This window comes from Gordonia sputi NBRC 100414 (genome assembly GCF_000248055.1).
Taxonomy (GTDB): domain Bacteria; phylum Actinomycetota; class Actinomycetes; order Mycobacteriales; family Mycobacteriaceae; genus Gordonia; species Gordonia sputi.
The window spans coordinates 66798-85984 of the sequence record NZ_BAFC01000004.1; the positions used below are offsets into that span (position 1 = coordinate 66798).

Below are 19187 nucleotides of genomic sequence, written 5' to 3' on the forward strand. Positions count from 1 at the left end.
ACTCCCAGTCCTTCAGCTCACTCCTCGCCGGAGTCCATGATCTCGGCGACCCGACGCGCGGGTTCGGCCAGTAGTCGGACCAGTGTCTCGGGGTTCTCGATGTGCTTGGCTGGCGCGGCAATGGTGAGCGCGGCGACCAGCGTCGAAGCTGCTCCCCACACCGGCACCGAGACGCAGCCGAAATTGGGTATGAACGAACCGATTTGGCTTGCATGCGTCGGTGCCGCGGCGGGATGCCCGGATCCGACGGCGGTCATCAGCCTGCCCGCCGCGGACGCGGTCAGATCATGGAGCAGCCGGCCGGGATCACTGAGCGGGTAGTCCGGATCGATGTCCATCAGGCTCAACCGGGCCCGCGACGTGCCCGCGCGGTGGCATCCGAACAAGTGCACACCGAACCGTAGACCCGCGCGCACCTCGTCGAGAGCGGTACGGAGCTGGTCGGAGACCGGTGGACCGGCCGCGGCGCCGAGCATGCGATCGATTCTGGCGCCGAGCGCGAAGCCGCCCAGATCGGGCGTACGGACCAAATACTCTTCCTGCGCAAGAAGATTCACGAGACGGTATGTCGCCGACTTCGACAACCCGAGATGCCGCGACAACTCGACTGCGGTCACACCCGGTCCCATCGTCGCGACCTCTTCAAGGATCTGCAGTGCGTTGAGCACCGATTTCGACGACGAGTCGCCCCCGAAGGCAGGACTCATCGCGACGGTCCGCCACTGACTGCGGCGTCGGACTCGAGGTGTCCGCTGAACACCTCTGAGCGCATTGGTGTTTCGTGAATTCCTATGTGCGCTGTGACCAGTGGCCGAATGCGGCGCAGCGTCGCATAGCCGATTGCCGCTAGCGCCAGCCAAACCAGCGCACCGATGATTCCCGACGCCCATGTGCCGCCGATGTTCGTCGCGACGAACACCACCAGAATGCCGCCGAATCCGACCGCGGCGAGTCCGGCGATCACCGCCGCCCGTCGTTGTAGTTCACCGGTCTTGCGCAGAAAGGCAGGCGCCGCAACGCAGACCAGAACATAGGCGACCATGAATCCGATGGCCGGCGCTGCCGCCATCGAGCCGCGCATGGAACTCTCCGACGCACCCGCCGCCAGCGATACGACAATCACCGCGACCATCACGAGCAGGCTCACAACCACACCGACGACAGGCGTCTTGAAGCGCGGATGCGTGTAGCCGAGTCGGCTGGGAAGGACGCCCTCTCGGGCCAGCGACAGCAGAGTTCGGGTCAGCGCCGTCGTACTCGCAAGCGCACACGCCAGAAACGATGCGCACACACCGAGATTCACGAGCGGCGCCACCCACGACGCCCCGATACTCGCGGTGAGCACGTCGACGTTTCCCTCGCCGAGCGCCGAGATGCCGTCGAGCACGTTCGCTCCGCCCGCCTGTGCCAGTGTCGCGATGAGAACCACGACAGCGCCGAGGGCGAGCGACACATTGATCGCCCGCGGAATGGTTCGCAGCGGACGCTTCGCTTCGACCGACAGCGTTGCGGCGCTTTCGAATCCGATGATTCCGCATGTCGCGACGGCCACACCCGCAAGGTAGTGCGACCATCCGGTCGGCACCGCGACTGCTGCACGCACCGACATGTGGTCCCAGTTGCGTGCGACCAACACTCCGACAAGGGTCAACAATCCGGCGACCGCAACAGCCTCGATGATCAGCCCGACTCGCGCCGAGACTCGTACACCTCGGATCAGAACAACCCCCATGAGCACCGCGATCCCCGCAACTGCAAGACACATCGTCAGCGTCGACGGTGCCCCGGGGCCGAAAATCCGCAACCCATAAGCTGCGGTCTGCGAGAGCGTGAACATCGCCAGCGACCCGTAGCCGAGGGTCATCGCGGCCGCGGTGGCAGCGCCTGCGGCGGGGCCGAGTCCCTTGGCCGCGTAGGTGTAGAGGGCGCCCGGAGCAACCACGCGCGAAGCGAAGACACCGAGCGTCGACGCAACCAACGCACAGAGCACGGTAGCCGTGACGACGCACCACACCAGCGGCGCGTTCGCCTGGCCGAGCAGCATGGGTATCGTTGCGGCTGCAGCGCATGGCGCCATGACGGCCACCGACTGCGCAACCACATCGGTGAATCCAAGACTTCGACGATCAAGCCCGACCAACTGAGTACGAGCGCCCAGACGAAGTCGCGCGCGAACGCGCTCTCTTGCTGGTCCCGGCATAGCGCGGACGCTAACCACAGCGTGTTTCGGCCGTGTTACTCGATGGTGTTGTGGGCGTGACACGCAACGGGTCGCGGCGTCGAGCGTCGTCCCACGAAGGTGTCCAGACGTGTTACCGCCGGGCAACGGCGCCGCGACGGGGCGGTCAGAACATATATCCACGGGCATCGACGCCCAGTCCTCACGACATCTCCCTGCACGATTCCTTGCATGATGTCGCCCGTCGGATCGCAGAAGAGAATCACATGACATCTATCGACACCGGCGCTGCCACCGCCGGCCAATCAGGCTCGTCGTCTCGATCCCTGCAGGGGTCGCTCGGCGTAGGAGCCATCGTCTTCATGGTGGTCGCCGCGGCCGCTCCCCTCACCGTCGTCGGCGGTGGCGTGCCCGTCGCGTTCCTGCTCGGCAATGGCGCAGGCGTGCCGTCGATGTTCGTCATCGCCGCCGTCGTCCTGCTGCTCTTCTCGGTGGGACTGAGCACGATGGCCCGCTACATCCCCCGGCCGGGCGCCTTCTTCACCTATGTCGGCTACGGACTCGGCAGGCCTCTCGGACTCGGCACCGCGCATCTGGCGCTGCTGACCTACACGATGATCCAGGCAGCGGTGTACGGCCTGATCGGTGTGCTGATCTCCTCCGGCGTCTCCGACCTCGGCGGACCGTCGATCGCCTGGTGGGTGTGGGCACTGGTGATCGCGGCGTTCACCGGCATCCTCGGATACCGGCACATCGAGTTGAGTTCCAAGGTCCTCGGTCTGCTGCTCGTCGCCGAGATCGGGATCGTGCTGATCCTCGATATCGCCATCATGGCCAAGGGCGGCAACCAGGGACTCTCGATAGCTTCGTTCAAGCCGTCCGAGGTGATGTCGGGTGCACCCGGCATCGGCCTGATGTTCGCCGTCGCCGGATTCATCGGCTTCGAGGCAACCGCGATCTTCCGCAACGAGGCTCGTGACCCCGACCGCACCATCCCGCGCGCCACCTACGTCTCCGTCCTGCTCATCGGCGTCTTCTACGCCTTCTCGTCCTGGGCACTGGTCATGGCGTGGGGACCGGACAACGTGGTCGCCGCTGCCGCCAAGGATCCGTCAGGCATGATCATGGCGACGGCGCAGACCTACCTGGGCACCTGGGCGTCGACGACGGTCAACGTCCTGTTGATCACGAGCCTGTTTGCGTGCATCCTCAGTTTCCACAACGTGATCTCGCGCTACCAGCACTCGATGGCCTCGGCAACGGCGATGCCGTCGAAGCTGGGCACGGTGCACCCGAATCATCTGTCGCCCCATGTGAGTTCGTTCGTGCAGACCATCACTGCAGGACTGCTCATCGTCGTCTTCGCGGCCCTGGGACTCGATCCCGAACTCGAGGTCTTCGCCTGGTTCTCCGGTGTCGCAACTCTGGGCATCGTCGTGCTGATGGCGCTGACCTGCCTCGCGGTGCTGGTGTACTTCCGCCGCAACAACATTCAGGCCGGCCTCTGGCGAGCGGTGATCGCACCGACGCTCGGGTTCATCGGCCTCATCACCATCCTCGTGGCGGTGATCTGGAACTTCCCGACGCTGATCGGTGGTTCGCAGTCGCTTGCCGACTTCTTCATCGCTCTGGTTGTCGCGGCAGTCGCGCTCGGCGTGGTCCAGGCACTGATCATGCGACGCCGCAACGTCGTTGCCTACGACTCCCTGACCTCGGCCATCGCGGTCTGACCCCCTTCTCTTCAGCACAGAACAGGAAAACCCATGACCTCCATCGACTTTCGCTACCTCTCCGAACCCGACATGATCGCCGCAGGCGTCACCGACATGGCCGCGTGCGTCGACGCCATGCAGGAAACCTTCGAACTGCTGCATTCCGGCGACTACCGCATGGCGGGCACCAACAGCGACTCCCACGGCGCAATGGTCACCTTCCCGGACGAGTCTCCGTTCGAGACCATGCCCAAGAACACGGCGGATCGTCGTTTCATGGCAATGCCCGCCTACCTCGGTGGCAGCTTCGGGACGAGCGGTATGAAGTGGTACGGCTCCAACATCGCAAACCGCGAGAAGGGCCTGCCAAGGTCGATTCTGATGTTCATGCTCAACGACACCGACACGGGCGCACCGCTGGCATTGATGTCGGCAAACGTGTTGTCGGCGTATCGAACCGGAGCTGTGCCCGGCGTCGGCGCACGATTCCTGGCACGAGAAGACGCACAGGTCGTCGGCATCGTCGGCCCTGGCGTCATGGCCCGTACATCGCTGGCCGCGTTCATGGCGACATGTCCCAAGATCGACACCGTCAAGGTGAAGGGCCGCAGCCGCGGCAGCCTCGATACCTTCGCCGGTTGGGTTGCGCAGGAGTACCCGCAATTGACGGTCATCGAGGTCGACGACATCGAGGATGCCGTGCGCGACAGCGACATCGTCACCTACTGCACCTCGGGCGAGATCGGCGACCCGTCGACCTATCCCCTCGTGCGCCGCGACTGGCTGAAGCCGGGAGCGTTCTTGAGCATGCCCGCGAGCTGCGAGATCGACGAGGGGCTCAAGGCGTCCGACGTCCGCAAGGTCGTCGACAATATCGGCCTCTACGACGCATGGTTCGACGAGACCGAATACCCTTCGCACAACTCGATTCCCATCATCGGCTGCAAGTTCATGGACATGATCCACGACGGCTCGATGCCGCGTGAGGAGCTCGTCGATCTCGGCGCGGTTGCAGCGGGCGCCGTTGAGGGACGACGCAACGATGACGAGATAGTGATCCTGTCGGTGGGCGGCATGCCCGTCGAAGACGTCGCGTGGGGCACCGTCGTGTACCGCAACGCGGTGGAGCGTGGCATTGGGACGCCTCTCAACCTGTGGGAAAGCCCGGCGCTGTCATGAGCGATGTTTCTGTGGCCGCACACCATTCGGTCATCGTCGTCGGGCTCGGCTCCATCGGATCGATGACGTTGTGGCAGTTGGCAAAGCAGGGTGTCGACGTTCTCGGTATCGAGCAGTTCGGGAGGGTACACACCGAGGGCGCGTACGCGGGTGAGTCGCGATTGTTCCGCGTCGCAGCGAAGGAGGGTGAGCTGTTCACTCCCGCCCTGCTGCGGTCACGCGAGCTGTGGCAGGAACTCGGGGCCGGATACGGACGCGACATCCTGCTGCCCGCAGGCGCACTCAGCGTCGCACCGTCGGATCATCCCGATTTGCAGCCGACACTCGCGTCGATCGAGCACTTCGACCTGCCGCACGAGATTCTCGACGCTGCGCAGATGCGACTTCGCTTCCCGCAGTTTCACATTGAGGACGACGACATCGGCGTGCTCGACCTCCTCGGGGGCGCCATGCGTCCGGAGATGGCCGTTGCCGCCGCCACCGATCAGGCGTTCTCACACGGTGCGTCGGCCGTTTACGACACCGAGGTGCTCGACATCGTGGAGACACCGAGCGGCGTTCTCGTGCGTACGAGTCGCGGTGAGTTCACCGCCGACCGCGTCGTCGTGACGGCCGGTCCATGGACTGCTCAACTGCTTCCCGATCTGCGAGACGTGGTGCAGACGAAGACCTTTGCGCTGACGTGGCTCATGCCGCGCCACGTGGAGCGGTTCACGCCCGATGTCTTCCCCGGATTCATGCGCGACCTCGACGACGTGCACGCCTTCGGAGTACCGACACTCGACGGCTACAGCATCAAGATCTGCCCACACATCGACCTCGACGCATTCGACGACTGGGCCGACCGACCGACGACGCTGAGCCGTGAACAACTCCGTTGGATCGGCGATCAGGCGGCGCGCATGATCCCCGATCTGATCCCCGACGTCGTGCGGTGGTCGTTGCATTCGGATTCGTGGACGCCGACCAAGATGCCGATCATCGACAGCGTCGGCGACGGCGTGATCGTGGGAACAGCGTTCAGCGGCAACGGATTCAAGTTCGCGCCGGTGTGGGGTGAATGCCTGGCCGCGCTTGCGACCGGCGGCCGGAACCCGTTTGGCGACGACGCGTTCAGCGTCGCGGGGCATCGGGCGGTGGCGTTGGCGTGAGCGTGTCAGGGCCAGGTCCCACAAACGACATTCGGCATCGACACTTCCCGCTCGAGCCGGCGCACTACCGTGACCCCCGGGCCTGCCGATCGCTCTGTCGAGGTGTCGGTAGTTGTGGTGGAGATGTTGTGTCGCAATAGTTGTGCCGCATCACGGGCGGGCTTGCCGTGCGGGATGCCTTCTTTTGCGGTGGTATGGCCGCCGACTGGAGAAGGCGCCGGCCAAGGCCATGGTGTCGAGCGCGTCGACATGCCTGTCAGTACCCACCTGTGCTCCTGTTCCGGCGGTGGCGTGTTCGGGGAGCGTTCGGGCTCTTTCGGATTGACGCGGCTCGAAGGGCCAGTGGGTGGCGACGGACAGTGAACAGCGTTCATAGGCGATTCGTAGTGCGGTTGGGTTGAGATGCGGCGCAGACTTGCGGCGGGTACGGGAGTGCTATGTCGTTGAGTCAGGCCGCGAGCTACTCAGCTCATTGACGCGCGAGGATAGTGAAGCTCGCCCAGTCGTAGAATGATGCGAATGGCTGATAGTCAGAGCTTCGGCCGAGCACAGACGACGGGAGGCCGACAGTACCCTCGGATTCATCTATTAGACGCCGAATCTCATCTAGTGACACGCGTCGGATCCACTCCTGCGAGTTCCAGAAAGCGGCGATCCATGCGGATGCATCTCTCTTATCGTGCGCCGCAAGTTGTCTGTATAAATTCTGAGTAAAGCAGTAGGCTGCCAAGTCACCTACAGGCCAGGAAGTACCGATTGAAACTTGGCCACCAGCGTATAGAAACGCACTTTGAATGCTGAGGAATTCGTCTTGTGCCTGAAAGTTATGTGCAGCGCCAGACTGACATGAGCTGAGAACACAAAAAGCTGGCCGAGGCCCACTTTGCAAGATGTCCGATGCGGCCATTTTCCCGCCATAAAGTATCATGCTGGACTTGCTTGGATCTATGTCGGCGTACGAGTGCCCACTAAAGTGAAGTACCGTACCCGGCCCATCTTCAAGATTTTGCAGATCAACTGCGGTCGCGGAGACCGACGCAATCTCAAAGTAGCGGGCAATCGCTCCGAGATCAAGAGCAGCGAATGGGAGGCTTTCGTAGCCTGGAACGGCATCCGCAGATGCCACCATGACTGGCTCGCTCATTACCACTGGAGAATCGGTGCCCGCAGCAAGCGTGCGGGAAGGAGCGATCGCTGTTCGCATTTGGGCCCCAAGCACCAATCCATCCGCCGTTTCTATCGACGCCACAGGAAACGCTTGGAAATATCCTCCAGGACATATTCTGATATTGACCCCCGTTGCATTCTCCATAATGAAGTCCGCCACCGGTGTCAATTCTTTTGCGATAGTTGTTGCAGCGGCAGCTGCATCCGTCCTGTTGCCCGCTTGCTGCGCTGCAATAAGACCATAATCGACGACACCACTAAACAGGACCGCCAAGGTGCGACCGGAAAGGGTAGGAAAGGTGCGCCCGAAGTAGCATTTGGCGCCATCGAGTGTCTCGTTGAGACCAATGACAACTGTTGCAGCCGGGCTGTGTGTTAGATGCACCCACGAGCAAGAAGAATTACTCCGAGTTCCCTTAGCGATAGATACATCCATGATTTGCATAGTCCTTGTCGAGATAAGACCACGGGTCAACTCGAGTACCTCGAAAGCGACCTCATACTCCGAGAAATTTGCAAGCCTGCATGCAAGAAAGCGAAATGTTGTGTCGTTCGACCTCAGCAGACGTTCAATATCGTTACTAGCCCATCCACGTCGCAACGTCGTGATACACGCGGCGATCCTCCTCAGAATTTCTGTGTAATCATCACGCGCCGGGTCGTCGGGTTCTAGCGCAATCATGCTCCTCGCCCACTCGAAGTACACGTGGTGGTCTTCAGCCACCCACACGAGCTTGAGGGCTTCAACGGCGTCTTCGTCGACAGACCAGGTGTTCAAGTAAGTGCTGGCCAGGAGGTGGCGCTCCCAAAGTAGTCGAGCCTTGCTGAGACCGGAAGCCGAACTGATCGCCGTGGACAGTGCGTCGAGGGCGCGCTCGTACAGACGCTCATGCACGTTCACGCTAATATGGGGCGTGGCCCACCCAGGGGCGGATGACATTCCGTACGCGGCAGGGTTGCTAGTGATCGCAGATGCAAAGTCGACCGGGTTAGCGTCAAACCGTTGCCTTAGCCATTCTGGAACATCGTGGCGGTGAGAAAGTAGAATTTTCAGACCTTCACGAGATCGAAGTCCGCGAATCCGGCCACGAACAATCTGACTGCGATTTAGGGGTAGCGTCGAAGCCAAACCGATTGGAGCTTCTTCCAACTTGTCGAACTCTTTGGATGCGCGATCCAGTAGTCGATCTGCCTGTTTCAACAGTTCCTCGTTGTCGGAGTCGGCTTCCGCGATGAGCCGAAGGCATAGGGCCAAATTGAATCGGCTGAAGGCGATATCGGACGGGCGATTCTTCAATTCGACCGAGCGTTCGAGCAGAACCCGGGCCTTTTCCAACAAAATCTGGTCAGCGGCCGACATCTCAAGGATGCATAAAGCAGCGTTGGCGGCTTCTGCCCCAGATTCGCTTCGCTTTCCCTGCGCAGCGTAGCGAGTGGATACCTCCTCCAATACTTCGTACGCTTTGCGGCGCGCCTCGTCTCGGTTTGGCACAATCACTGCTCTCAGCACTTGTCCACAACGAGCTTGGCTGTTCGTGATCTCAGCGTCGTCTATTGCGTATCGACGTGCGATGCCGCGGCACGCCCCGTAGTTCTTCATAGCGCGTACCGCATCGGCAAAGGCCAAGGCGCCACCTCTGACCGTCCGGTCTGCGATCGTCAAGAGGTTCCCACCGGCCTCCATCGCGGCATCCTTTGTAGGAAACTCCCGTTCGAAGAATCTATTCTCAGCTTCGTCGGCGGCGGCGAGCAGCTGCTGGATCAAAGCCGCGGTGACAGAAGTTCCACCTTGGGGAGCTTGGATGGAGGACACTGTTGACAGTGTACAACCCTCGCCCGTTCAAACTTCTCTCATCAATTCTGGCGAACGGTCGATTCTCCGTACGTTCGCAGCATAAGATGCGCCGCCTCGTGCTCGCCGAGGAATTCCTACAGCGACGAGCCTCCGCAAGACTACGGTAAGCGAAATTCCATAAAGCTCCCCGATCTCGACAGGAGTCAGTCGGGACTGTTCGTAGAGCGCCTGGAGCGTCGCTGTCGGAATGTGAAATTTAGGACGCCCGTGGGGTCCTACTCGGAATCCGCAGGCGCTCATCAGCGCGACAATCTTCGTTCTGCGGATCCCCTCGGCCTTTGCAACCTGAGTAGCGGATTCCCGTCCTCCGCATACTCGCGCAACCTGTCACTGGTGAGCAGTCTCTGGGTTCCTAACGTGCGATTGACCCCATTCCGCACGGAGAGCGATGTGACTGGATGCTCAAGGAGATGCAAGCATGGGGAGGGTTGTCGGACATCGAGGGCTGCCATACTCGTCAGAATCATTAGTAGCAGGGAAACACCTGCTGCAACACAGAGCTCCTGATCGATCTCAGGCTACCGTCCAGGAGTCGAAAGTCGGGGTGCCCCACTGAGTATGGACGGACACACGCCACCACGCGAGTCAGGCGTGCCCCTAACACTGAGGGGCCGGCAGCAGGGGTCGCATCTGCGCACTCGTATCGACACCGTCTCGGTACATAGGCGTGCATGCGGGCGAACCCAAGCGCACCACCGTAGCGCGGATCGGCGGCGAGAGGTTCATGTCATGTGTTGGTCTCAACGACTGTTTGAATCTGAAGGGAGACGGGTGTCCATAGGTCAATGTCCACATCGGGAGCTTCGATGCTGACAACGAGGGAGTAGTCGACACCCTTATCGCTCTGGTCCCAGGCGCGACGGTATTGCCACCAGCCGGCAACTGGGTAGACAACGATCGCCCCCTTGCTGGCTAGGTTGACCGCGGGGCCGGTCCAGATGTCGGTATGCAGTGAGACGGGCTTCTGTTGTTGGGCGCTGCCAAAAAGCCATCCCTTCTCAGTCTTCGAGCTCGGGACTCGCTGCCCTTCACTGCGGGCGCGTTTGTTGATGCGCTGCCTGAATCGGCCGAGGCTCTCATCGGCACGTTTGGTCGCGAATCGCAAGCCATGCGAGGGGTAGACGTATCGGCCGGTCCAGCCACGGCTCGACGGGTTAGGTTCAACGAAGTACGACAACGTGACCCGCATTGACACTTCGATCTCCCCGAGCGATTCCAGTTGCTCGATCGGCCACGGCAGGTCGTGGAGATTCATCTCGCGCACCTTGTTTGCGCCGTCGCCCCGCTCGAATGGATGAATGCGTGCCTGAGCGATGAGCGTCAGCGCGTCGGTAGCGCTCCGCAAGGCTCGGTCCAGATCAGGAACACCCATCCCATAGCGGCGCAACAGATTTGCCAGATCAGTCTTGTTGGCGTTGCGGTCGTTGAAGCGCGCGTGCATTGGTTGGGTCCACCGCGCGGAGTGCACGATCAGCGCCCGTATCGTCTCGGGAGTCAGATCTGGGTACGCCGCTCCGATACTGGCGGCGATGGCAGCAACCTGCGCGGTCGCGGCAGAAGTGGCGCTCGTAGTTGTAAGGAATCCGGTACCAAGTTGCTGCATTCTGGTCGTGAGCACACCGAGATTTGGCGGCGTGTCTGCGCTGGTCTTGTCCGGTGAAGCGGCAACGTTTCCGCCGTTCGCGACGACCTCGGGCTTGAACGGCCAGTCCCCGCCGTGTAGTACCGAAGTTCGACTAACCGGCGACAACTCCCCCCTTGCCGCGATGGGGATATAGCCCGCGAAAGCTGTTGGCGCGTCGGCCATGTCGTCGTGCTGAGAGTAGGCACCGACCGTCAACGAGTTCCATGACTGTGCCGGATCTTCGACAGGCGAAAGGTCACTGCGGTCTAGGTGGTCGTCGGCTGGGTTGATTGAGTTGATGTTTCCTGCCGAGATGACGAACAGGCGCGGTGTGCGGGGTTCGTCGCGGTCGAGGTAGGTGAGTCTGGAGTCAGTGTGATCAATCGCGCGACCGAAGGACAAGGCGTCGACCGCAGCGGACCACGACGTGGGCCGGCCCCGCTCGACGTCGTCGGTGGACTGCGACGCGTCGGCGTCAGTGTTTGGGGCTGTGACCGCGAGCATGAACACGCGGAGCCGGTCCGCCGCCTCGATTTCAGGACGGTCTACGGCCCGGGCCGTGATCGCCCCGTACAGGTCGCGCTCGTTCTGCCCGTGGTCTGGCAGGATCTTGACCGACTCGAGCCGGTGATCCAATCGGACGGCGTGAGCAGTTGTGACTGCTCGATGCAGATCTCCGAAGAGTGCGAGCCCGGCCATCTCCGTTCCGTGGGCGTTGACGGGCCGACTCTGCCAAGTGATGTTAGCGACGTGCACGTCGGCCTCGGTTAGTGAGTCCGCCAGGAGCGGATGACCGTTCTGGACGCCAGTGTCCAGGACACACACGACTGGGGAGTCTTGGTCAGCGACCTGCAATCGGCGGCGCAGGTCGTCGACCCACTCTGATTGCTCGACGGCGGACATATCGGTGAGCAGGCTGGCGACCTCGTGTGGCCTTCGCAGCTCAGCCAGGTCATCGAGAGAGTCGAGGCCATGTGCGAGTTGGTTTGCAGTGGCACGCACGAGCATGACCGTCCGATCCTGGAAGCCGAGAGAGTTTCCGTTGGTCAGCAATTGATTCCGCTCGGCGAATCCACGCAGCCTCTCCTGCTCGTAGCCATCGCGGCGGCGCAGCCAAACTTCCCACCACACAACCTCGTTCGAGTCTGTGGGAAACTCGTCGTCGGGATCGGTCCACAGCTCTCGGATGGTGGCGCGGCGAATGGCAGCAATGCCCTCTACAAGCGTGGCGTTCTTGGCTTTGTCCTCGGTGGCGGTCTCGACGTAGTCGTTGAGGCGTCGGAGGAAGTAGTCCCGCTTGTTGTTCGGGATGTAGACGGTGGCGATTTGCATCGTGCCTGAGACTGTCCGGACCTCTTTGACCGCAACGAGTTCGGGTTGCTTGCCGCTGCGCTGCACATCGAGGCTCTGAAGTGCCAGCTCCAGACCGAGAAAGGACTCGAACGACACGTAGGTTCCCGCATTGTCCGTCTCGTCGGGAGTGGGGACGGCCTGTTCGAACTGCCGGGCTAGGGACCGCCCGTGGTCTGCACGGTCGCCGGAAAACTCTGGCCTGTCGCTGCTTCCGCCACCCCGCGTCGACGTGAACGGTTCCGCTTCTGGCGGGGCAGGCACGAAAAGGTGCGGGCGGTCACGCTCGGCCATGCCACCTACGCGTTCGGCCAGTGCTGCGCGTCAGCCCGAGCCCGCTCCGCCAACGCAGACACGAGGTCGTCGGTCCGGATGCGGGCCCGTTCCGCCAGCACTGTCCGCTTAGCCGCGTTCTCAGCAGCAGTGGCAATCTCGGCATGACTGAGGCCCTCCGCCGCGGAGATCACGCGTTTCCAACTCAGGTTGCTGATGGAGAACGAGGCGAGCCTGTTCTCGATCACAGTCCTTATGCCTTTGTCGTCAGGAAGGGCGAAATCCATCACGGTATCGAACCTGCGGAACAGCGCATTGTCTAGCAGCCGGGGGTGATTTGTGGCCGCGACGACCACGCTGTCGGAATCGTCTTCCTCCAGGAACTGTAGGAACGAGTTCAACACACGTCGAATCTCACCTACATCGTTTGGTGCCGCACGATCCCCAGCGAGTGCGTCCACTTCATCGAAAAGGTAAACCCCACGAGTTTCCACCAACGCATCGAAGACCAGTCGCAATTTCGCAGCCGTCTCGCCCATGAACTTGGTGATAATCGAGTCCAGCCGAATCGCGAACAGTGGAAGGCCCAGCTCCCCGGCAATCACCCGAGCCGTCGAGGTCTTCCCGGTGCCCGGGGAGCCGATCAGAAGCAGTCGGCGAGCAGGCCGCAGGCCATGTCGGGCAAGCTCGCCACGCTGACGCTGTTCTAGGAGAACCTGGCGGAGCTGGTCGCCGAGGCTGTCGGATAAAGCCAGATCACTCAGCCGCGCATCCGGATAGCTGACGGTCAGCAGCGATCCGAGTTCGCCTCGCGGCTGGGTGACCGCTACTACCGACGCCACCCGGGTCGAGGTGACCCCCTTTTGACGGAGGTCATCCACGAGGTCGCGAAGCTCCTGGGCGAACTTGGACTGCCCAGAACGTGCGGCCTTTGCTGCCACCTGCATCGCGACCGAGTAAAACTGGGAATCATCGCCGTCGGCGTGACTGACTACAAGCGCTTTGAGCTGATCGTTCGTCGCCACAGACTGACCTCCCCTCGATCCACTCCAAGTCGACCGACCGATTCGGCCAGGCTTATACGCCACAAGACTATCTGGGTCCAAGCTGTCCCCTGCAGCGCACCGCCGAACCGATTCAGAGACCGCTCGCTAGCGGCCCGGCCGAGGGCCTCGTCGAATCGCAACCGAGACGGCTAATGCACGACAAACCCGGGGCGATCCAAGATATGCCTCTCCACGTAGGCGCCTTCGAAGGCCGCCGAAGCCAGACGGAACTGGCCGATCTCGCCGACAGCGTCCAACAGGTTATGCCCGACCCCTTCGCAGCGCCCGAACGCGGCCGCTACCAGCTGGTCAGCGAGCACAAGCCAGGTCACATCCGTCGCCGAGGACACCGGTCTCAGCAGCGAAGGCCACCTCGGCACCTACCGCATAACCACAGGTTGGTTTGTCGCGCCACCCGGATTTGGCCCTGAGCGCAAAGCTGGCGGCGCGACGCACCGGTTGGCCACCCCATCCACGCGCGCTGGCCGTTTCGGCCCTCCACATGGACGACTCCCATCGCATCTGATCTACGCGTGGATTATCTGAGATCGGTCGAAATGGACTTGGCTAAATCGGGTTTACACGTGGATCTCACAGCGACGACTACTGGGGGTCCAAAACGCTCCATTGACCTCGGCGTCGCTCCGTTGACCCCGGCGTCGATCGCATTTATTGTGTGACATACAAACTTGTCGGTCATACAAACAGCGAGGTGGCGTGGCTTCTTCTACATCGCAGCGCGCGACGCGTAGCTCGGGGAAGCAGACGCGCCAGACCCTGCTGCACGCCGCCGACCACGTGTTCCGCGCGGAGGGCGAGACCGCGTCGGTCGCGCTGATCTGCGAACGGGCGGGCACGTTTCCCAACCAGGTGACGTACTACTTCGGCTCGAAGGAGCAACTCTTCGTCGAGGTGGCGTGCGCCGCGGTTCTCCGCGCGGGACGCCATGCCGAGGAGGCGGCCGAGGCCACTCCGACTGTCCGCGACTACGCACAGACCCTCGTGACCACACTGCTGGGACCGGAACTCCGAGGCGTCGAGATGTTTACCACGGCAATGCTTCTCGTTTCGAGACGGCCTGACCTGCGCGAGTTCATCACTACGACGTTGTACACTCTGCACGAGCGCGGCGAGGAAGCGCTCATGCAGAAGCTGGTGCGCACCGGCTGGCAGTTGCGCGCCTCTATCGGCGTCGAGGCCAAGGCGTTCTGGTCGGCGATTTTCGGTCTGGCGGTGCAGAAGTCGGCGACCGACGACAGTTTGGGGCCGTCACTCACCGACGCCGTCACGGTGATCTTCACGAACCTCGGCATCTCCGAAGAGGTTCTCAACGCGCGGCTAGGTGGTCTCGACAAGCTCGACCAGCGGGGAGGGCTCGACCAGCGGGGAGGACTCGACCAGCGGAGAGAGCAGCTCGACCAGCGCGGGGAGCTCGACCAGCGGGGGCAGCGAGAAACACCGGACCAACCCGCGCGCAGCCATCGACGAAAGGCATCACGATGACCTCAACCACCCCGACCACGCAGCCGCGGCCGCACGTGACGCACGCGGTGTTCAACCAGTCGGCCCCGCGGGTCGACGTCAATGAGTACGAGCTCAACACCGTGCTCGTCGAGGCCGTCAACCGCCACAATGCCGCCTGGGCCACAAGCGAACTCACCGACGTGGGCATGCTCGTCGGCAGCGCGCAGTTCCAGCACGACGCCAAGCTTGCCAACACCATCACGCCCGAACTGCACACCTTTGACCGCTGGGGCAACCGGATCGACGAGGTGGAGTACCACCCGAGCTATCACCGGATCATCTCCGCGGCAGTCGAGCACGGTGCGCACACCCGCTGTTGGGCCGACCCGCAGCCGGGTTCGCACGTCGCCCGCGCGGCGATCTTTATGCTCTTCGGGCAGATCGAGCCGGGCCACGGATGCCCGGTGTCGATGACCCACGCGGTCATCCCCTCGCTGGAACTGCAACCCGACGTCGCCGCCCAGTGGGTTCCAAAGGCGCTGTCGCGCAGCTATTCTCCTGGCCTGTCCGCAGACAAACCCTCGGCGATCTTCGGCATGTCGATGACCGAGAAGCAGGGCGGCTCCGACGTCCGTGCCAACACCACCGTCGCCCGGCCGGTCGGTGCGGGCGGCCCGGGCGCGGAGTACCTGCTGACCGGTCACAAGTGGTTCTGCTCGGCACCGATGTCCGACGCGTTCCTCGTCCTCGCTCAGGCGGAAGGTGCTGGCGGAGAGGGACTCTCGTGCTTCCTCCTCCCCCGAATCCTGCCCGACGGCACCCGCAACTCGTTCCGCATCCAGCGCCTCAAGAACAAGCTCGGCAACAAGTCCAACGCGTCGAGCGAGATTGAACTCGACGGCACCGTCGCCCTGATGGTCGGCGAGCCGGGCCGCGGTGTACGGACGATCATCGAGATGGTCGCACAGACGCGACTCGACTGCGTGCTCGGCAGCGCCGCCGGTATGCGGCAATCGGTGGCCGAAGCCACCTGGCACGCCCGTCATCGTGCAGCCTTCGGCGCAACGCTCGCCGACCAACCGGCCATGGCTGCGGTGCTCGCCGATCTGGCGCTCGAGTCCGAAGCCGCAACCGTCACCGCGATGCGCCTCGCTCGGGCACACGACGAGGATGCCGACGACACCGAGCGCTCCTTCCGCCGGCTCGCCACGGCGGTCGCCAAGTACTGGATCTGCAAGCGCGGTCCGCACCACGCCTACGAGGCACTGGAATGCCTTGGCGGAAACGGATATACCGAGGACTTCCCCTTGGCGATGCGCTACCGCGAGCAGCCGGTGATGGCCGTCTGGGAAGGCTCGGGGAACGTCATCGCACTCGACGTGCTGCGCGCGATGACACGCGAACCCGAATCGATCGCCGCATTCGACGCGGAGGTCAATCTCGCACGCGGCGCCAGCACAATCCTCGACGCCCATCTCGACAACGTCCGTACGCAACTCTCCGAGTTGGCAACGCTCGACGCGTCGTCGGCTCAGCGTCGAGCGCGGCGCGTCGTCGAATCCATGGCTCTTGCGCTCGAAGCCTCACTGCTGGTGCGATTTTCGCCGACGCCGGTCTCGGAGGCCTTCATCGCGGCTCGACTGGGCGATGATCGTGGAGCCGAGTACGGCACTCTTCCCGTCGGCGCAGATCTCACTGCGATTCTGCAACGGCACTGACGCCGACAGCGTCGAGGATGCGGTTGCGCATGCGCGGTGCGGTGTTGGGCAGCCACATCGCCATGACGGGGGTCAGCGGTGGATTCTCGAACGAAATCACGCGGATCTGATCGTCGTACAGCCAGCCGGGCTGGTTCGTGACGAACGCGACCGCCTGCGGATGTGCAATCACCGACGTGTGCGGCGGGGTGCCTCGAAGGTTGGAGACGATGATCTCGGGCTCGAAGCCCGCGCGACGGCAGTACGACACGATCATGTTGGTGTAGTCGGGTTCGAGCTCGGAGATCACGATCTGACACGACGCGACGTCCTTCATCGCGCACGTCTCATGCGCGGCGAGCGGGTGGCGCGCGTTGACCGCGAGACGTAGTTCGTGACTGGTCGCGATGGCGCCGGCGAGATCGGGCGGAGCCTCCACCGTGCGGGCGAGTGCGAGATCGATGCTGCCGGCGAGGAGCTCCTCACGGATGAATTCCGCGGCAACCGGGCGCACGGTGATCGGCATCGACGCGTCCTGCTGGACCGCCCCCTCGATCACCTGGAAGACCTCCGACGGCGCCAGGCCCTGGGTGTATCCGATCACGTAGGGGTCGGGATTCTGAGCGTCGACCATCCGCACTTCCGACGCGAGGTGCGAGCCGCCCGCGAGCAGTGGGACTGAACCCTCGTACAGTGCCGTTCCGGCAGCAGTCGGTGTGAGTGATCGACGCGACCGCGAGAACAGCTGCACACCGAGTTGTCGCTCCAGATCCCTGATCGCCGACGATAAGGCCTGCTGCGAGATGAACAGACGCTCGGCCGCAACACGTAGTGACGGCGCTTCGATCACTTCGACGAACATTCTGAGACGCCGAAGGTCCAGGTCACGATCAGATGAACTCGTCATAGCTCCCATTATCAACCTGAGATTGACAATTGTCCGGATATTCTCGATGGATGGTTGTGCAAAAGATGATTACAGTGTCATCAGCGGTACAAGCTTGGAGTCAGCGCCTTCCATCTGAAGACGATAGCTGTGCTCGATCCCGGTCCGCATGTCGCAGCACAGAGGGGGCGTTGCGACATGCGGACCGGAGTTTTTTCACCTCAGAGAAGTACGCCGGGGTTGAGCAGCCCCTCCGGGTCCAAGGCGGCTTTGATTCTCGCCGTCAGTTCCATGACATCGGGTCCGAGCTGATCGGGCAGCCATCCTTTCTTCAATCGTCCGACGCCGTGCTCGCCGGTGATCGTCCCGCCGAGACTGATCGCGAGATCCATGACCTGGCCGAAGGCCGTCTGCGCACGCGCGCTCTCGTCGGCGTCGGCGGGATCGAACACGATCAACGGATGCGTGTTGCCGTCACCCGCGTGCGCGATGACCGAGATCATCACCCTGTTCTCCATCGCAATGGCCTCGACCCCGTCGATCAACTCCGGCAGGGCTGGCAACGGAACCCCGACGTCCTCTAGCAGTAGCGATCCGAGCCGTTCGACAGCAGGAATCGCCGCGCGGCGCGCAGCGGTGAACGCCTCTCCGTCGGCAGCGTCGGACGTAGCAAACACCTCGGTCGCCCCGCACTCCGAGAATGCCTTCTCGATCAGTTCCACCTCAGCGACGCCCGCTGGTCCCGGAGCGTCGGACTGGGCAACCAGCAGGGCTCCCGCCTCCCGATCGAGTCCCATCTTGAGCATGTCCTCGACGGCGTTGATCGACACCGAGTCCATGAATTCGAGCATGGCCGGTCGGATCCTGGCGGTGATCGCGAGCACCGCCTCACTCGCGTGGTGCACCGACGCGAACGTTCCGACCACCGTGCACGCCGACGCCTGCGGCGGTAACAGCCGCAGCGTCACCTCGGTGACGATGCCCAGCAGCCCCTCGCTGCCGACGAACAGCTTCGTCAACGGCAGCCCCGCCGAATCCTTGAGCTGTTTGCCGCCGATTCTGATCGCGCGACCGTCGGCGAGGACGACCTCGAGGCCGAGTACGTAATCAGTGGTGACGCCGTACTTCACGCAGCAGAGCCCGCCCGCGTTGGTGGCGACATTGCCTCCGATGGAACAGATCTCGAACGACGACGGATCGGGCGGATACCAGAGTCCATGTGCCGCAGCCGCAGCCTTGACCTCGGCGTTCAACAGACCCGGCTGCGACACCGCCGTGCGGGTCGCGGTATCGATCGTCAGATTCCTCATCTTCTCGGTCGAGAGCATCACGGCTCCGTCGACCGCCGTGGCCCCGCCGGACAAACTCGTCCCGGCACCGCGGGTGATCACCGGGATTCCGTGCGCAGCACACCACCGCACGACGACCTGGACGTCGGACGTCGTCACGGGTCGGATGAGCGCCATCGGCGTGCCGGCGTCGGGGTCGTTGGCACGGTCGTGGCGGTAGCCGGCAAGGATGTCGGGATCGGTGACGACCATCTGATCGCCGAGCGAGGCGATCAGTTCGTCGAGAGGCGCACTGCTCATGAGTTCCAAGCCTAG

11 protein-coding genes and 1 pseudogene are annotated in these 19187 nt (G+C 62.9%); 5 read left to right on the plus strand and 7 right to left on the minus strand.

All coding sequences use genetic code 11. The features are described 5' to 3' along the window. Nucleotides 1-17: 17 nt before the first annotated feature. Together GOSPT_RS00450 and GOSPT_RS00455 are read right to left on the minus strand one after the other, a co-directional pair. On the minus strand, nucleotides 18-707 hold the full coding sequence (locus tag GOSPT_RS00450) for a helix-turn-helix domain-containing protein (RefSeq protein ID WP_005201851.1): 690 nt from the start codon (nucleotides 705-707) through the stop codon (nucleotides 18-20). Continuing rightward, the gene (locus GOSPT_RS00455) at nucleotides 704-2077 is read right to left on the minus strand and encodes an APC family permease (protein WP_245548667.1); all 1374 of its coding nucleotides are present in this window, start codon (nucleotides 2075-2077) and stop codon (nucleotides 704-706) included. The genes GOSPT_RS00450 and GOSPT_RS00455 overlap by 4 nt, the downstream gene beginning before the upstream one ends. A 368-nt stretch (nucleotides 2078-2445) precedes the next feature. Between GOSPT_RS00455 and GOSPT_RS00460 the strand changes: the two genes are divergently transcribed. From GOSPT_RS00460 to solA, 3 genes are read left to right on the plus strand one after another with little or no spacing between them, the layout of a single operon-like run. Then, on the plus strand, nucleotides 2446-3909 hold the full coding sequence (locus tag GOSPT_RS00460; RefSeq protein WP_005201853.1) for an APC family permease: 1464 nt from the start codon (nucleotides 2446-2448) through the stop codon (nucleotides 3907-3909). Nucleotides 3910-3942: 33 nt separating this feature from the next. After that, nucleotides 3943-5070, plus strand: a complete 1128-nt coding sequence (locus GOSPT_RS00465; protein ID WP_005201854.1) for an ornithine cyclodeaminase family protein — start codon at nucleotides 3943-3945, stop codon at nucleotides 5068-5070. Then, a complete protein-coding gene (gene solA / locus GOSPT_RS00470) occupies nucleotides 5067-6221 on the plus strand; it encodes an N-methyl-L-tryptophan oxidase (protein WP_039854136.1) in 1155 nt (384 codons plus the stop codon). Before GOSPT_RS00465 ends, solA begins: the two co-directional genes overlap by 4 nt. Before the next feature lie 469 nt (nucleotides 6222-6690). On the opposite strand, the gene GOSPT_RS00475 is transcribed toward solA, so the two are convergent. The 3 genes from GOSPT_RS00475 to GOSPT_RS00485 all read right to left on the minus strand — a co-directional run bounded on the left by GOSPT_RS00475 (nucleotide 6691) and on the right by GOSPT_RS00485 (nucleotide 13515). Next, nucleotides 6691-9201, minus strand: a complete 2511-nt coding sequence (locus GOSPT_RS00475; RefSeq protein ID WP_005201856.1) for a CHAT domain-containing protein — start codon at nucleotides 9199-9201, stop codon at nucleotides 6691-6693. Nucleotides 9202-9970: 769 nt separating this feature from the next. Next, nucleotides 9971-12511: a S8 family peptidase gene (locus GOSPT_RS00480; RefSeq protein WP_005201857.1), complete on the minus strand. Its 2541-nt coding sequence runs from the start codon at nucleotides 12509-12511 to the stop codon at nucleotides 9971-9973. Between the two features lie 5 nt (nucleotides 12512-12516). Then, nucleotides 12517-13515, minus strand: a complete 999-nt coding sequence (locus tag GOSPT_RS00485) for an AAA family ATPase (RefSeq protein ID WP_005201858.1) — start codon at nucleotides 13513-13515, stop codon at nucleotides 12517-12519. Between the two features lie 738 nt (nucleotides 13516-14253). On the opposite strand from GOSPT_RS00485, the pseudogene GOSPT_RS00495 reads away from it, so the two are divergent. Together GOSPT_RS00495 and GOSPT_RS00500 are read left to right on the plus strand one after the other, a co-directional pair. Further along, nucleotides 14254-14877, plus strand: a pseudogene (locus tag GOSPT_RS00495) (TetR/AcrR family transcriptional regulator C-terminal domain-containing protein); the annotation flags it as partial. Nucleotides 14878-15035: 158 nt separating this feature from the next. After that, complete coding sequence (locus tag GOSPT_RS00500; protein WP_005201861.1) at nucleotides 15036-16718, plus strand: acyl-CoA dehydrogenase family protein; 1683 nt, start codon at nucleotides 15036-15038, stop codon at nucleotides 16716-16718. Here the strand turns inward: GOSPT_RS00500 and GOSPT_RS00505 are convergent. After that, nucleotides 16693-17604 (minus strand): LysR family transcriptional regulator, encoded by a 912-nt coding sequence (locus GOSPT_RS00505; protein WP_269447017.1) that lies wholly within the window; start codon nucleotides 17602-17604, stop codon nucleotides 16693-16695. The two genes, GOSPT_RS00500 and GOSPT_RS00505, sit on opposite strands and share 26 nt — an antisense overlap. A gap of 200 nt (nucleotides 17605-17804) precedes the next feature. After that, nucleotides 17805-19172, minus strand: a complete 1368-nt coding sequence (locus GOSPT_RS00510; protein ID WP_039854116.1) for an FAD-binding oxidoreductase — start codon at nucleotides 19170-19172, stop codon at nucleotides 17805-17807. Between the last annotated feature and the right edge of the window lie 15 nt (nucleotides 19173-19187).

What these genes read in the sequence shown, in the direction of transcription:
- GOSPT_RS00460 (WP_005201853.1), top strand. Translation starts at nt 2,446, where the DNA reads ATGACATCTATCGACACCGGCGCTGCCACCGCCGGCCAATCAGGCTCG.
- GOSPT_RS00480 (WP_005201857.1), bottom strand. Translation starts at nt 12,511, where the DNA reads ATGGCCGAGCGTGACCGCCCGCACCTTTTCGTGCCTGCCCCGCCAGAA.
- GOSPT_RS00505 (WP_269447017.1), bottom strand. Translation starts at nt 17,604, where the DNA reads ATGACGAGTTCATCTGATCGTGACCTGGACCTTCGGCGTCTCAGAATG.
- GOSPT_RS00455 (WP_245548667.1), bottom strand. Translation starts at nt 2,077, where the DNA reads ATGGCGCCATGCGCTGCAGCCGCAACGATACCCATGCTGCTCGGCCAG.
- GOSPT_RS00500 (WP_005201861.1), top strand. Translation starts at nt 15,036, where the DNA reads ATGACCTCAACCACCCCGACCACGCAGCCGCGGCCGCACGTGACGCAC.
- GOSPT_RS00450 (WP_005201851.1), bottom strand. Translation starts at nt 707, where the DNA reads ATGAGTCCTGCCTTCGGGGGCGACTCGTCGTCGAAATCGGTGCTCAAC.
- solA (WP_039854136.1), top strand. Translation starts at nt 5,067, where the DNA reads ATGAGCGATGTTTCTGTGGCCGCACACCATTCGGTCATCGTCGTCGGG.
- GOSPT_RS00510 (WP_039854116.1), bottom strand. Translation starts at nt 19,172, where the DNA reads ATGAGCAGTGCGCCTCTCGACGAACTGATCGCCTCGCTCGGCGATCAG.
- GOSPT_RS00465 (WP_005201854.1), top strand. Translation starts at nt 3,943, where the DNA reads ATGACCTCCATCGACTTTCGCTACCTCTCCGAACCCGACATGATCGCC.